The organism is Mesorhizobium sp. CO1-1-11, assembly GCF_020164995.1.
GTDB lineage: Bacteria > Pseudomonadota > Alphaproteobacteria > Rhizobiales > Rhizobiaceae > Mesorhizobium > Mesorhizobium australicum.
The window spans coordinates 49,316-62,147 of the sequence record NZ_JAIUHE010000012.1 but is presented as its reverse complement, the minus strand read 5'-3'; the positions used below and the strand labels follow the sequence as shown (position 1 = coordinate 62,147).

At 60.1% G+C, this 12,832-nt stretch carries 12 protein-coding genes; 6 read left to right on the top strand and 6 right to left on the bottom strand.

Annotation, left to right across the window (positions count from 1 at the left end):
* Window positions 1-377 precede the first annotated feature (377 nt).
* Window positions 378-521 carry a hypothetical protein gene (locus LB554_RS15760; RefSeq protein ID WP_181171421.1) on the top strand — a complete coding sequence of 48 codons (144 nt, stop codon included), beginning with the start codon at window positions 378-380 and terminating at the stop codon, window positions 519-521.
* 463 nt (window positions 522-984) lie between these two features.
* Here LB554_RS15760 and LB554_RS15755 read toward each other — a convergent pair whose 3' ends face one another.
* Window positions 985-1,242 carry a hypothetical protein gene (locus tag LB554_RS15755; protein ID WP_140792142.1) on the bottom strand — a complete coding sequence of 86 codons (258 nt, stop codon included), beginning with the start codon at window positions 1,240-1,242 and terminating at the stop codon, window positions 985-987.
* A 119-nt stretch (window positions 1,243-1,361) separates the two neighbouring features.
* Between LB554_RS15755 and LB554_RS15750 the strand changes: the two genes are divergently transcribed.
* On the top strand, window positions 1,362-2,861 hold the full coding sequence (locus LB554_RS15750) for a winged helix-turn-helix domain-containing tetratricopeptide repeat protein (RefSeq protein WP_224585477.1): 1,500 nt from the start codon (window positions 1,362-1,364) through the stop codon (window positions 2,859-2,861).
* 401 nt (window positions 2,862-3,262) lie between these two features.
* On the opposite strand, the gene LB554_RS15745 is transcribed toward LB554_RS15750, so the two are convergent.
* The gene (locus LB554_RS15745) at window positions 3,263-4,171 is read right to left on the bottom strand and encodes a LysR substrate-binding domain-containing protein (protein ID WP_224585475.1); all 909 of its coding nucleotides are present in this window, start codon (window positions 4,169-4,171) and stop codon (window positions 3,263-3,265) included.
* 111 nt (window positions 4,172-4,282) lie between these two features.
* Here LB554_RS15745 and LB554_RS15740 point away from each other — a divergent pair, with 111 nt between their 5' ends.
* Window positions 4,283-5,671 (top strand): FAD-binding oxidoreductase, encoded by a 1,389-nt coding sequence (locus tag LB554_RS15740; RefSeq protein ID WP_224585474.1) that lies wholly within the window; start codon window positions 4,283-4,285, stop codon window positions 5,669-5,671.
* Window positions 5,672-5,872: 201 nt separating this feature from the next.
* Complete coding sequence (locus tag LB554_RS15735; protein ID WP_224585644.1) at window positions 5,873-6,058, top strand: hypothetical protein; 186 nt, start codon at window positions 5,873-5,875, stop codon at window positions 6,056-6,058.
* On the opposite strand, the gene LB554_RS15730 is transcribed toward LB554_RS15735, so the two are convergent.
* Window positions 5,990-6,361, bottom strand: coding sequence for an isochorismatase family protein (locus tag LB554_RS15730; protein WP_224585472.1), 372 nt, complete (start codon window positions 6,359-6,361; stop codon window positions 5,990-5,992). The genes LB554_RS15735 and LB554_RS15730 overlap by 69 nt on opposite strands.
* Window positions 6,362-6,732: 371 nt before the next feature.
* Here LB554_RS15730 and LB554_RS15725 point away from each other — a divergent pair, with 371 nt between their 5' ends.
* Window positions 6,733-7,479 (top strand): hypothetical protein, encoded by a 747-nt coding sequence (locus LB554_RS15725; RefSeq protein WP_224585470.1) that lies wholly within the window; start codon window positions 6,733-6,735, stop codon window positions 7,477-7,479.
* Window positions 7,480-8,116: 637 nt separating this feature from the next.
* Here the strand turns inward: LB554_RS15725 and LB554_RS15720 are convergent.
* Window positions 8,117-9,679 (bottom strand): winged helix-turn-helix domain-containing tetratricopeptide repeat protein, encoded by a 1,563-nt coding sequence (locus LB554_RS15720; RefSeq protein ID WP_224585468.1) that lies wholly within the window; start codon window positions 9,677-9,679, stop codon window positions 8,117-8,119.
* Window positions 9,680-9,784: 105 nt separating this feature from the next.
* Between LB554_RS15720 and LB554_RS15715 the strand changes: the two genes are divergently transcribed.
* Window positions 9,785-10,246 carry a cupin domain-containing protein gene (locus LB554_RS15715; RefSeq protein WP_140792130.1) on the top strand — a complete coding sequence of 154 codons (462 nt, stop codon included), beginning with the start codon at window positions 9,785-9,787 and terminating at the stop codon, window positions 10,244-10,246.
* A 258-nt stretch (window positions 10,247-10,504) separates the two neighbouring features.
* Here the strand turns inward: LB554_RS15715 and LB554_RS15710 are convergent, their stop codons facing one another.
* The gene (locus LB554_RS15710) at window positions 10,505-11,614 is read right to left on the bottom strand and encodes a helix-turn-helix transcriptional regulator (protein ID WP_224585466.1); all 1,110 of its coding nucleotides are present in this window, start codon (window positions 11,612-11,614) and stop codon (window positions 10,505-10,507) included.
* A 651-nt stretch (window positions 11,615-12,265) separates the two neighbouring features.
* Window positions 12,266-12,682: a BA14K family protein gene (locus tag LB554_RS15705; RefSeq protein WP_411908856.1), complete on the bottom strand. Its 417-nt coding sequence runs from the start codon at window positions 12,680-12,682 to the stop codon at window positions 12,266-12,268.
* Window positions 12,683-12,832 lie beyond the last annotated feature (150 nt).

Here is a 12,832-nt window from a genome sequence, read left to right as displayed (position 1 = left end):
ATGCCGCCGCCGCCGACCGAGGAACCAGCACCGACGCCACCAGCAGCCGTTGCCGGAAGCGACAATGAAAGCATGACTGCGCTGCTCGCAAGAATGTTGGCGAAGGTTTTCACGAAAGAATTCATGACACTCTCCTGTTGCTTTGCACCAGCCGCAAGTTGACTGTGTCAATAGCAAAGAGCCGCCGAGCGTCTCGGGTGCGGAGCAGGAAGGCTTAATTCAGAAGAAGGCTTCCGAAGTCTCAAAGCGATCATTAAATTTCTTACGATCGACGAAAGATCCGGCTGCTGAAAAGCGCTGCAGTGTAAGAGGTAGACGAACCTAACGGAGCGGCAAATGTCGATGCCTATGCCATGAGGAGAAACTAGAAATGAAACATGCAGAAGCACATTGATAAGTTCATCCGCGGCGGTTCTGGTGCGCCCGTCGAATGTGGTCTCATCGCCGCGCTTATCGGGCTCGAAGTCTCCCGTCTTGATCTTAACCAGATCACAGCCACGAAGCCTGCTGTCGACGGCTAGATCAAAAAGAGCGCAATCGCGAACCCTCCCTTCTCGATCCAAGAAGAAGCGGTTGACCATATCTGCTTCAGTGTCAAAGGGCGTTTCTTCCGACGGTCTTTCCCGCCTTCCAGGCGGCGGTCACGAGCTGCAGCATGATAGTGAGAGTGACCCATCTCATTTCTCCTCGGCCTTGACTGGCCGGGAGGGTAACTAGATGGAGCTAACTGCGGCGGGGTCGCGTGCGGACTGGGCCCTTCAATGTGACGATAATAGCGGAGCAGACGTTAGCCGATGCAAGCGAAATGGCCGCCATCACCCCCATCGCGGATTCTCCAAGCCCCACCGCACTCCCCGAAAGCCGCTGCTCAGCGGCTCATTTGCAGCGGTAATAAGCTTACACTTTCGAGTGCGGCACCCTGAGTTTGAAGTCCCAAGTACTTTGCTAGTCAGGCAGATAATAGTTCACAGCTATGGATCCAAATCACGCCTGCCAGAACGGCTTTTGAAGATCCGCCTCGACGGCAGCCAGGGTAAGACCGACGTCGTCGATCCGCTGAGGCCCATCTTCGGCCAGTCGCTTCAGCTCCTCGCGATAGTACATGCGCTCGCGCCAGACCGCGACCAGGCCGCGCAGGGCGATGAGTCTCGCCCAGACCGATGCCGGTCCAGTCGTCCACGTCGGCTGTTCGCTCCAGAAAGACTGGCATAATCTTGAGGTAAGAAAAAGCTGCGTGCTCATTTGGCTCATCCTTTCTTGGTGCTGCTAACGACGACGTTACTGTGGCGGATGAGCGGAGCTGCGTACTAAAGCGCGGCCGAAACTGTTCCGAAAAATTCCGAAACGTCTAATATGGCGCGATGCAACGGGTTCACCTTACCTTTGGTCCGTTCGTGCTCGACCCTGAGAAGGGGACGCTCCTGCGGCAGGACATACCGATCTCCATCGGGCATCGCGGCATCACGCTGCTCGCCGCGCTTGCGGCCCGGCCCGGCGACATCCTGACCAAGGCCGAGCTGATGGAAGCTGCCTGGCCGGGCCTGGCGGTCGAGGAAAGCAATCTCACCGTCCAGATTGCGACGCTGAGGAAGGCGCTCGGCCCTACCGGCCAAGGTGGCGATTGGATCGCCACCGTGCCTCGCGTCGGCTACCGCTTCACCGCGCCTGTCGAGCGCGTGGAAGGTTCAGCGCAGCGACCGATCGCGCCATCCGGTAAACCCGCCATTGCGGTGCTGCCCTTCGCCAATTTGAGCGGCGATCAGGACCAACAATATCTGAGCGACGGCATCACCGAAGATATCATCACTGAACTTGCTCGATACCGGTCGCTCTTGGTGATCGCGCGCAATTCATCTTTTCAGTTTCGTGGGCCAGCGCCGGACCCTGCGGAAGTCCACCGGCAACTCGGCGCGCACTGCCTCGTCGAGGGCAGCGTGCGACGGCTGGGGGACCGCATCCGGATTACGGCGCAACTGATCGACGGCGCCAGCGGCTTCCATTTGTGGGCTCAACGCTACGACAGGGCCCTTGAGGACATCTTTTCGGTTCAGGAGGAGGTGGCGGCCCTCGTGGCTTCAACTGTCCAAGGCGCCGCCGAGGCAGATGCGACTACCCGCTCGCGGCGAACGCCGCCGGCCGATTGGGCCGCCTACGACTACTACTTGCAGGGTCGCGCGCACTACCATCAGTATGAAATGGACAAGGGCGAATCCATGTTCGCCCGGAGCGCCGAACTCGATCCGGCTTTTGCTCAAGGTCATGCCTATCTGGCGCAGTGCCTGGTTGCGCGCTTCTGGTACGACCGCGATCCTGGTACGCTGCAAAGTGCCTTGCAGTCTGCGCGCACGGCGCTCCTGCTCGACCGGAATGACGGCATCTGCAACCAGAGCATGGGTCTCGTGCTTGTACATATGCGCCAGCATGGGGATGCCGGACTGTATTTCCAGCAGGCCCGGACGCTCAATCCGCACGACGTCAACATTGCCGGAGACTATGCAAGCTGGCTCAACTACGGCGGCCAGCCGCAGCAGTCCTTGGCGGTCCTCGAAAGGGCCATACTGCTCGACCCATTGCCCCCGGTCTGGTTCTGGGAGGTGAAGGGCAGCGCGCTGTTCCTGCTCGGCCGATATGCCGAGGCCATCGACGCCTATCGGAAGGCCGGCGACCAGTTCTTCATCCATGCCTTTCTTGCGGCGGCCTACGCACATCTGGGCGAGATGGAAAACGCGCATGTCGCAGTCGAGGCCACACTGAGCCGGCAACCGGACCTCTCGCTTGGCTACATTGCCCACCTTCCCTTCGCAGACCCGTCATCCTTCGAGCTCTTCCTCTCCGGTTTCAGAAAGGCCGGCTTTTTCTAGGATTCAGTCGGTCCGAGAAACTCATCGCTGCATTTGGATGCATGTGAGCAGTAAAAAGGACGACGGCAATGATCATCGACATGAGAACCTCCATGTTGGAACCCGACATGCGGGGTCATTGCTGGATCAGGCCCATCATCGAGCAACGCACTCATGTTGCGTTGGGCAGACCGTCGCTTTCGAGCGAGGTAAAGTTTGCCGAACGTCCGAGATGAGGGCGCGAAGCGGACCGCCCCGCGAGTGCCAGCCTCCTCAGGCAAACGTAGGCAAGGTTCGCTTCCCGCGCCTTATGTCGGCGATTGAGGCATAGGCTCCCCGCTCTGCCCGGGGCCCCTCAGGCAATGGGTGCTGCTCGCCCGGGTCAGATCACAAAGTCGCGCTGCCCACCCGGTCCGCCAGTATCATGCGACGGTTCTCATCCACGCCAGAAACGACTCTATCACGGCGGATCGCGGACTGTGCTGCATCCATACGACATAGAAACTGTAGCCCGGCAAGGACAATGGATGCGCTTTGACGAGCGTGCCGTTGTCCAGTTCACGACCGACCACGACGTCACTACAGATCGCTATTCCTTGCCCGGCCACAACCGCATCGATCGCATGCAGTTCCTCGCGGAAACTCAAATCCCAGGCTTTGTCGGCAGTTAGCTCCGGGTCTATTGAACGGGCCGTCGCTAGCCATCGGCGCCAGGTGGGAGCCTCCGGATCCCGGTTCATCCAGTCAAAATGGATCAACGGATAACGCAGGAGATCGGCGGCACGCTTATTTTCCCGCTTATCGCCTGCCAGCAAACGGGGGCTGCAAACGGGAAAGAAGGAATCGCGGCAGATCTCTTGCGCCGCGAGGCCCAAAGGCGGGCTTCGTGTGTAGCGGATCGCCACATCCGCGGCGCCGGCGCGCAGGTCGAGAACTGTGTCCGTCCCGATGATCTCCAGCGGCACTGCCGCCGGGTTGGCCTCTCGCCACTTCTCGAGCCTAGGAACCAGCCATCGGCTCGCGAAAGCATTCGGGCTTGTCACCCGCAATGGTGCTTGAGGATCCGGCTCGGCGACTGCGGTAAGGGAGCCGGCGAGCAGATCAAAGCCGTTGCGGAGGATAGGAAACAGTCGCGCTCCCGCGCTCGTCAGCACGAGCGGGCGCGGTCGGCGCTGGAACAGCTTGCGACCGCATATCTCTTCCAACAGGCGGACTTGGTGGCTGATCGCTGTTGGCACCACGCCGAGTTCCACCGCTGCCGCCTTGAAGCTGCCGTGCCGAGCGGCCGCCTCGAAGGCGTGTAAAGCGCGTAGAGGCGGGCCGTTTGTCATGCCGTCAGTCTAGATGAATTCCCCTCATCTAGCAGCTAAGAATTTCGCTTTTGCAGAAGGGTGGACCCTGTGCGACCCTAATCCTCTTGGAACGAGGGCGGCGGAATGGAGATGCCACGACAGACCGATGTGCTGTTGGAACCATCCCATCTTTCGAGTACGGCGATGGAACAGCTACGGAAGGGCCTACTGGGCGATGTGATCTTGCCGGGAGACCCCGGCTACGACCAAGCGCGCGCGGTTTGGAACGGAGCCATCGACAAACGCCCTGCGGCAATCGTCTATTGCGCTACTCCTGAAGATGTCGTGCATGCCGTGGCATTTGCCAGGTCACATGGCTTTCTCGTCGCAATTCGCAGCGGCGGCCATAACGTCGCCGGGTTGTCCGTCTGCGACTATGGGATGGTGATCGATCTTTCCCACATGAAGAAGATTGTCGTCGATCCTGAGCGCCGCATCGCCAGAGCCGAAGCCGGTGTGAACCTCGGCGAGTTCGACGCAGCCACACAAGCCTTCGGTCTTGCGACGACCATGGGTGTCAACAGCGACACCGGTATTGCCGGTCTCACGCTTGGCGGAGGCTTCGGCAAGCTCGGACGAAAGCACGGTCTGAGCTGCGACAATTTGATCGCGGCTGAGATCGTCACGGCCGACGGACGACTGTTGCGAACCAGCGCCGGCGAGCATCCCGAGCTGTTCTGGGCCTTGCGTGGCGGCGGCGGCAATTTCGGCATAGTTACGGCGTTCGAATACCGGCTACACGCGCTTGGCCCGGCTCTTCTGGTGGGGTCGGTGCTGTACGCCTACGATCAAGCGCGCGAGGCCATGCGGTTTTACCACGAATTCTCCCGTGACGCTCCGGACGAGGCGAGCGTCGACGCAGCACTTGTCACGCTGCCCTCGGGCGACTTCGCGTTCAGCATCTCGGCTTGCTATATCGGATCACCCGAAGCGGGCGAACCCGTCATCGCACCGCTGATGAAGTTCGGATCTCCCATCGAAAGCCGACTTCAAGCCGTTCCTTATCTTCAGATTCAATCGGCCGGCGACAGCCTCTTTCCACGCGGACGACGCTATTACTGGAAAGCGCAGTTCCTGCGGGAGATTAGTGATGGTGCGATTGACGCGCTGCTGGACACTTACGCAAGAGCTCCCAATCGCTACTCCCTGCTGGTTTTCCAGCAGGTCGGCGGCGCGATCGCTCGCGTGCCTGCATCGCACTCACCCTACGGCAATCGCGATGCGGCGCTTGACTGCTTTCCCGTCGCCATCTGGGACGATCCGGCCGATGACGAGGCAAATATGCGTTGGGCGCGCGATTTGTGGAATGCCGTCAGGCCATTCTCTACCGGCGGTGTCTATTCCAACAATCTTGGTGATGAGGGTGACGAGCGCGTACGCGAAGCGTACGGCGGAAATTATGCGCGTCTCGCCGCCATCAAGAAGCAGTACGACCCGACCAACTTCTTCCGGTTGAACCAGAATATTAGGCCTGCATAAATTCCGAATATTTGTTGGGGAAGCCGCGCGCAGTCGCTGGGTGATCCTTGCTGTCCTGTTTGCCGCCGGCACCGCAATGGAGTTTCAATTCCAGAGCGTCGGGGCCACACATCAGCGCGAAATCGTCAAAAGCGCATCTCATCTGCATGCAGAAGGCCTACTTTCTTCAGGCCTGCGTCGAAACCCCGAAAGCACCCGATTATGGTGATCGACGATCTGCTCGGCCAAGAGGGAACCGAAATCCGCCGTAGTGTGCCCATCTCGGACGAGCGTCACATCAAATCCCTCCGAGACGGCGCGGCGCGTGGTCGTGTCAACTCAGAATTGAGTCATGCAGCCACCGATAACCAGGCGGTCAACCTCGAGCTCTCGAATCCGGTAGGCTAAATCGGTGTTGTGGAAGGCATCGCAGCTCCGCTTGCGAATGAGGATGGTGTCCTGGATCGCGGACACCTCCTCGCGCAGCTGCCAGCCCGGCGACCCAACTTCGAGGCGGTGCCCTGCGTCCCCGTCGTGCTGAACGACGACGACCGGTACGCCAGCCGCCTCCGCAGCGAGTTCAAGCGGCCAAGCCGGGCCGCAACGGCTTCGAGTTCGCGGTCGATAACGACCTGCTGACCGCCATCGACCAGATTCGCGAGGATCCCCTGTTGCACATCGATGATCATGAGTGCTGTAGTCATTAAACATTCTCCCGAAAGCCACGTGAGAAGAGAGTATTCCACCGAGGTAAAGCCAACTAAAAGGATGGCCCGCCCACGGCGGCATGAGACCGACATCGAATTTTCGAAACGCGTCTTCGAGAATCGCCGATGCCCGCAACGGTTCAGCATGGCGCCGGCCGGCATACGCTCGACGACTTTACCCTCACGTACCGGAGTGGAACGGCAGCGGGCGGGACCGGCTATATCACCTTGGGTCCTGTGGCAGAATGAGAGGTTACGCGCGACAAAGACGAAGGTACGGTGATCGCGGGCGGATTGGACAGTCGATGGAGGCGCAATGTGATAGTGGTGTTTTCAGCAATAGTGGTCTTTCTGCTGCTATGCGTTGGAGCAGGCTTGGGCATCCTTATCCGGGATTGGCTTCCCGCGCAGCACCAGACTCCGGAAGCCACGCTGCTGATGCAGTTAACCGTAGGTTTGCTTGCGACCTTTGCGGCGGTTGTTCTCGGTCTTCTCACCGCGTCGGTGAAGCAGGCCTACGACAATTCGGCTCTGGACCGGCAGCAATATGCGTTGCAGCTTGACCTCATGGATGCGTGCCTACATGACTACGGAACTGACGCCGCGCGCATTCGCGTCGACCTAGCAGGTTACACCGCTGCCGTTATTGCGAGCACTTGGCCTAACGAAGCTCGGCCCACCGGTGTTTCCTACCCTGACACGTCGCGTATGCCTGTTGTGGGCGCCACACCGGAACTTCAAGAGCTAATGAACAAGATCAGTCTCGAGGTGAACGAACTCTTGCCGGCCGGTCCGCAACAAACGGCGATCGCAGCGATGTGCCGTGCGCGATATGATAGCGTCTCTACGGCCCGTCTCGGCGTGATCGAGGCGGCACGCAGTGAATTGCTGCAACCCTTCTACGGAATTCTGATCGTGTGGCTCATGATTATTTTCGCCTGCCACGGTCTCATCGCTCCACGAACGAAACTGACATGGACCCTCATGCTTCTAAGCGCGATCTCACTCAGCAGCGTTATGTTCGTTATCGCAGACCTTAGTCAGCCCTACGGGGGATTTTTCAGCATATCCAGCGGGAGCATGCGGAGCGCTTTGCAGGCGATGCTGGCTCGGACCGGTTAGGAAATCCTCCATCGATCGTAAACAGCGATGCGGCCGGTTTCTGATCAAGGCTCGGCTTATTAGTCGGCCAAAGTTCAGAAAACCAGCCTCCCGTTGCCGCGTTCAGGCGCGCCAGCGGTTCGTCTGGTTAGCGAAACATCCGACAGCTTGAGGCGGCGTTGGCCAACTTCGCTCTGCGCCGGCGCTTTATGCTTGAAGTCCAGCTGACGCAAAATTCCAGGAGCCGCTGGTTCCCATTGCGGTTGCCGCGACGCGGCCTAATGCGCTCCTCTGATGCGCCGTGCTCTGCTCGTTGTCCCGATTTAGGCGCAATGCTGGCATTGCAGCGGAAGTCCGCTTCGGCGCCGTGTCCGGACGGTGCGTCTATGGGGAACGCTCCGCGGTAGGCTACCGTTCTCAGTCGCCTCTTCCTCGCCGTTTGGCGCTATGCTGTCACTGCCCGAAACTTACCGTTCGTTCCGGGGTTAATTGTCGGACTTGAGTGGGGACGAGCATAGACCTTCCAGTTCCTGGGGATAAATTTTCAGAAGCAGACCGATTTGTCCGGGCCCGACATCGCCGCCTGAGCCGCAGCCCTCCAAGATGATGAATGATGGCGCGAGTCGGTGAATATGAAGACGTGCAGAATCCATGCACGCTATTCCGGCAGGCCGGCAATATTTAGCGCGTGACCAAGGCAGTCCGCGAGCGCCGGGGCACAGTTAACCGCGGCGAACTGTCGACTGTAGCGAAACATTGGATGCAGTTCACGGACACGCGCGGCGGCGGCCCTCGCTTCGTCCAGCCGGCCAAGTTTGGCTAGCGCAGCGGCCAATTGCACATAAGTGATGCTATGTGCCGAATTGGCTTGAACCGATTTATAGGCTGCGTGACAAGCTTCTTCGTAATGGCCGCGCAGCAGGTGACTCATTGCTTGCGCATCGAATGCGGCCCAGGCCCAGGAATCGAAGGGGCTGAGCCGCATACCCTGCTCACTCCATTCTAAGGCGCGTTCGGCTTCGCCTGCCCATCCGAGAACGACGCTGCCAAGTATGTAGGTCAGCGCCGATGACGGGCTGATGCCGAGGGCAGCTTCCAATGCCGTGAACGCAGCGGCGCGATCGTGCGCATCCATGCCTATCGAAAAGCCGGCCCACGTAAGGGCAAGTGCATCGTCCTGTCCATGGACAATGGCCAATCGGGCGTGGCGGATCGAAGCAGCACGGTTGGCCTCCTGCAGGCCGGCGCGAAGGAACAAGCAGTGGTGGCACATCGCAGCATTGCCATGTGCAAGCGCATAGGTGGGTTCGAGCGCAACCGCGCGCTCAAGAAGCATCAAAGCTCTGGCTACCTGCTCCGGCATACCTGAATCGACGTCGGGCTGGGCTTGCAGAACGAGATCATAGGCGTCGAGACTATCAGGGCGCTTCCGCCTGACACGTTCGATTTCCGCTTTCCGCAAGCTCGGCGCAATCGCGCCCACTATGGACAGCGCGATCTCGTCTTGGAGCGCAAAAACATCGCGGGAACTTCGGTCGTAGCGCTCTGCCCAAACGTGCATGCCGGTCGAAGCGTCAATCATCTGGCCGATCACGCGCACCCTATCGCTGGCCTTCCGCACGCTGCCTTCGAGTACATAGCGCACGCCAAGCTCGCCGCCCACCTGCTTCACATCCACGGCGCGTCCCTTGTAAGTAAAGGTGGAATTCCGCGCTATGACGAAAAGCCAGTTGATGCGCGCGAGACCAGTAATGATGTCGTCGACCATCCCATCGGAGAAGTACTCCTGCTCCGGATCGTGGCTCAGGTTCGAGAATGGCAGAACGGCGATGGACGGTTTGTCAGGTAATATCGGTGCGGATATGGCCCGGGCGGCCGCTGAAGCGTCAGGAGCATTTGTGGCAACGGCCGGTCCGACATACCTATAGCCGCGGCGCGGAAGCGTTTCGATCCAGGGCTTGGCATCTCCTGTCTCCGCCAGCACCCGGCGCAGGGATGCGATTTGCACCGTTAGATTGTTATCGGCGACCGCCAATCCGCCCCAGGCGGCCTCGACCAGCGCATCCTTGGACACCGGTACGCCGGCGTGATCAAGCAGCCGGCACAGCAACGCCACGGCACGCTGCCCAAGCATCGTCGGCTCGGTCCCGTGGTATAGAAGGCCCACCTGCGCATCGAGGCGGAACGGGCCAAACTGGTAGAAGTCGCTCCCCACTGTCATTCGACGACTTTAGCAGATATTTGGTAAGAAATTCACCACTTTCCGGCGCGAACCGCAGATCTTGGACAGGTGCTTGCAATGGTAAGCACTTGGGTGGAGGATCAAATGAGCGCCGAAACCGTTGTTCGCATGCCTGATGAGAAGAAGGGCGTCATGCTACGTGGGCACCCTATGGTTTTCCTCGTCACCGCCGAAAATTCCAAACACACGAGCATGTTCGATTGGACGATTCCGGCGGGTTTCGCCACTGGGCTGCACGTTCACCGAGTGCAGGAAGAGACTTTTTACCTGCTTGAGGGCGAGTGTGAGTGGCATGTCGGCGATAGGACGATTCGCGCAATGCCCGGAACTTATCTGTTCATCCCGCCGGGGGTGCCGCACAACATCACCAATATCAGTGAAAGTCCGGCTCGTGTCCTGATGACCGTCTCGCCGCCCGGACATGAGCATTATTTCGAGGAACTCGCCAAACTGACGGCACAGGGTGCGCCAAATCCAAAAGCGCTTGCCGAATTGCGAAACCGCTACGACACCAATCAGCTCTCAACTTTGACAACGCGCGCGTAAGCACGCTTGGCAAAAGGCCGTCCAGACATAACCCGCGGCCAGAGCGTGCGGCGGGAAACTACCCCAAACGAGTCCTTCTGATAAGGTCGGCCCCTCTCTCCATGGTGAGGATACGCTTCGGCTGATTGGAGCCCGAAAGCAGACCGGCCGGTCTGCAGAGGGACAGTGAGGATCAGAACCTTGGATCGGCGTTAGTGCTAATCGTCGAGTTGCAGAAGGCTCTGCTACCAGCTTGGGCCAAGCCTCGCTTCGGTGCAGCTAGTGTCGCTCGTAGAACCCACTGGCGGCGATGAGGCGCACCAGTTCTGCCTGTCGCCGCGTCTCAGTCTTTTCGAAGACGTGCTGCAGGTGGGTGCGCACCGTGGTCAGGCTGATGCCGACTTCGTCTGCAACGGCCTGCAGCCCTTCACCACGGGCGACCGCAGTGGCCACGGCCGCCTCGGCCGGGGTTAGCCGGTAGAGATCGCGCAACTGGCCCTGCAGGGTGTGCGGCGCGCTGTCCGGATCGGCCACGAACACGATCGCGGCTGGGCGGCCGGGCACGAACCACGTCAACTCGATCTTGAGCGGCGCCACCAGCACGCTCAGGGGCCGGCGCGGCGCCGGGCGCGTGAGCGCTATATCGCCGCCCGCGGCCTCCGACCGGTCTGCGGCCGTGGCAATCAACCGGCGAAGCTGCACGGCATGCGCAGGGCTGGTCGCGTGCAGCGACGATTTCTCGATCCTGATCCCGTCAGCCTGGGTGAGTAACGCTTCGGCGGCCCGGTTGGCGAACAGGATCTCGCAGTTCGCCGCCACGATCAGCACGCCCTGGGCGATGCGGTGGAGCGCCTCGACATTGGCACTCCTGACGATCTCAGCACGCGAGAGCCGCAGTCCCACGCCCGCCGCCCGGACCAGATGCGGCCCGATACGGCGCAGCCGATCAAGGTGCTCGGGGCCGAACTCTCCTGTCGCGTCGGCCCGTCCGCAGGTGAACACGACGCGCACGTCCGGCTCGTTGGCCAACACCACTCCGATCGAGTGGCACATGTCGCCGGGCCGGCAGAAGTCGTTATAGAATTCCGAGCGCTGGTACACCTCGCGCGGCAGGAGGTCCCAAATCGGGATCAGCGTGCCGGCGCTCAGCCTGGCGATGCGCGGCAGGAACACATTGGTCTTGTAGTAGTACTGCGCATAGCTGAGGTCCGCCTCCGGCGGCATGCGAACCGAGTTCGCCTCACTGTGCAACGTCCTTGCGTTCTGAAACGTCAGCTTGGTGGCGGCGCCCTCGAGGAAATCCGACAGCGTCTCGAGAACTTGCCGCCAGCGGCCAGGTTCGACCGCCGCATCGTAGATCTGCCCAACCATGCCGTCGAAGTCGTGCATGCGTGCCGGATTCACCGCTCCCTCGCCTGAAGGGGTTTTACAGTTTGCCGGAAGGCGGCTTTGCTGACAAGCACTCCTCGCCGCATCTCATATGTTCATACGAGGCGACGGCCTAGGGTCTGAATGTAGCTTTCGTGACGCCGTCAAGCTTCACTCCAACCGCATGTGGCGACGATGCAAACGTGGGCAGCACCTGGTACTCGAACCGATTGGAACGGTACGCATTACGAAACGCTTCTGACGGTACGCGAGACCGGCGGCAAGCTCGGGGCATTTGCATCCGCTGCTGGCCCGGGGGACGGACCGCCGCGCCACCGCCATCTCCAGTCCGGCGAACTCTTCTCCAAGGGCGGCTGCGCTTCTGGTGCTCGGGGGAAATTTCCGAACGTACCGACGGAGAAATATTCTACATCCCCGCTGGCGTTGAACACACGTTCGTCGTCATCGAGCCTGCGCGATGGATCGCCATTCTGTCCCCGGGTGGTCTCGAAAGTTTTTTCCCGGCGGTTGCCGTGCAGGGACTGGAGATTCCCCGCGACCTAGCGGCTATCAAGGAGATTGCGGCCCAGTTCGATATGGAGATTACCGGGCCACCCTTTACGATCGCTGAGCCATAGCCAAACTGGGCAACTGGCGAAGCCTATGGACGGCTTAGTCGTAGGGCGATCGGCATTGCCGGCGCGGACCGTGATATGGCTGGAATGTATTGTCGGATGCCCTGTATGAGCGATAGTGATCATAGCACCAGCTGATGTGTCGATTGCCGACCACGTGCGGCTGACTCATGGCGCCTCCAATAATGGCGCCCAACGCAAATGCTGCCGGAGGAAACCACCAGCCGTTATGTCGCCGATATCCGGGACGGTGATGTCTATAGCCCCGATGACCACGCCAGTACCCGTGATTTCTTCTAAACATCAGGCGATTTCGATCGTACCGAACAGGGACCACGTCCGAGGAAGCGGACTGGACCTTTGGAACAAACGCCGGCACAGCACTGGCCGGAACGACGGTTCCCAAGGCAACTACAATTGCTAGCATGCTACGCATCATCGAATATCTTTTCATTGAAGTCTCCATTGGTTGATGGATTGCAACCGCCGTGAGCTCGCGCGTTGGACTTCTCGGCAGCATTCCCCTGTGTCAACGACGGCCTGCCGTCTCCGGTTCTTCGTTGATACAAGCCAGGAGAGGGATGTGCCGCGAACCCACAGCCCG

Excerpts from the sequence above, each read along its gene's own strand:
- LB554_RS15760 (WP_181171421.1), top strand. The coding sequence starts at position 378 with ATGCAGAAGCACATTGATAAGTTCATCCGCGGCGGTTCTGGTGCGCCC.
- LB554_RS15755 (WP_140792142.1), bottom strand. The coding sequence starts at position 1,242 with ATGAGCACGCAGCTTTTTCTTACCTCAAGATTATGCCAGTCTTTCTGG.
- LB554_RS15750 (WP_224585477.1), top strand. The coding sequence starts at position 1,362 with ATGCAACGGGTTCACCTTACCTTTGGTCCGTTCGTGCTCGACCCTGAG.
- LB554_RS15745 (WP_224585475.1), bottom strand. The coding sequence starts at position 4,171 with ATGACAAACGGCCCGCCTCTACGCGCTTTACACGCCTTCGAGGCGGCC.
- LB554_RS15740 (WP_224585474.1), top strand. The coding sequence starts at position 4,283 with ATGCCACGACAGACCGATGTGCTGTTGGAACCATCCCATCTTTCGAGT.
- LB554_RS15735 (WP_224585644.1), top strand. The coding sequence starts at position 5,873 with ATGGTGATCGACGATCTGCTCGGCCAAGAGGGAACCGAAATCCGCCGT.
- LB554_RS15730 (WP_224585472.1), bottom strand. The coding sequence starts at position 6,361 with ATGTTTAATGACTACAGCACTCATGATCATCGATGTGCAACAGGGGAT.
- LB554_RS15720 (WP_224585468.1), bottom strand. The coding sequence starts at position 9,679 with ATGACAGTGGGGAGCGACTTCTACCAGTTTGGCCCGTTCCGCCTCGAT.
- LB554_RS15715 (WP_140792130.1), top strand. The coding sequence starts at position 9,785 with ATGAGCGCCGAAACCGTTGTTCGCATGCCTGATGAGAAGAAGGGCGTC.
- LB554_RS15710 (WP_224585466.1), bottom strand. The coding sequence starts at position 11,614 with ATGCACGACTTCGACGGCATGGTTGGGCAGATCTACGATGCGGCGGTC.
- LB554_RS15705 (WP_411908856.1), bottom strand. The coding sequence starts at position 12,682 with ATGAAAAGATATTCGATGATGCGTAGCATGCTAGCAATTGTAGTTGCC.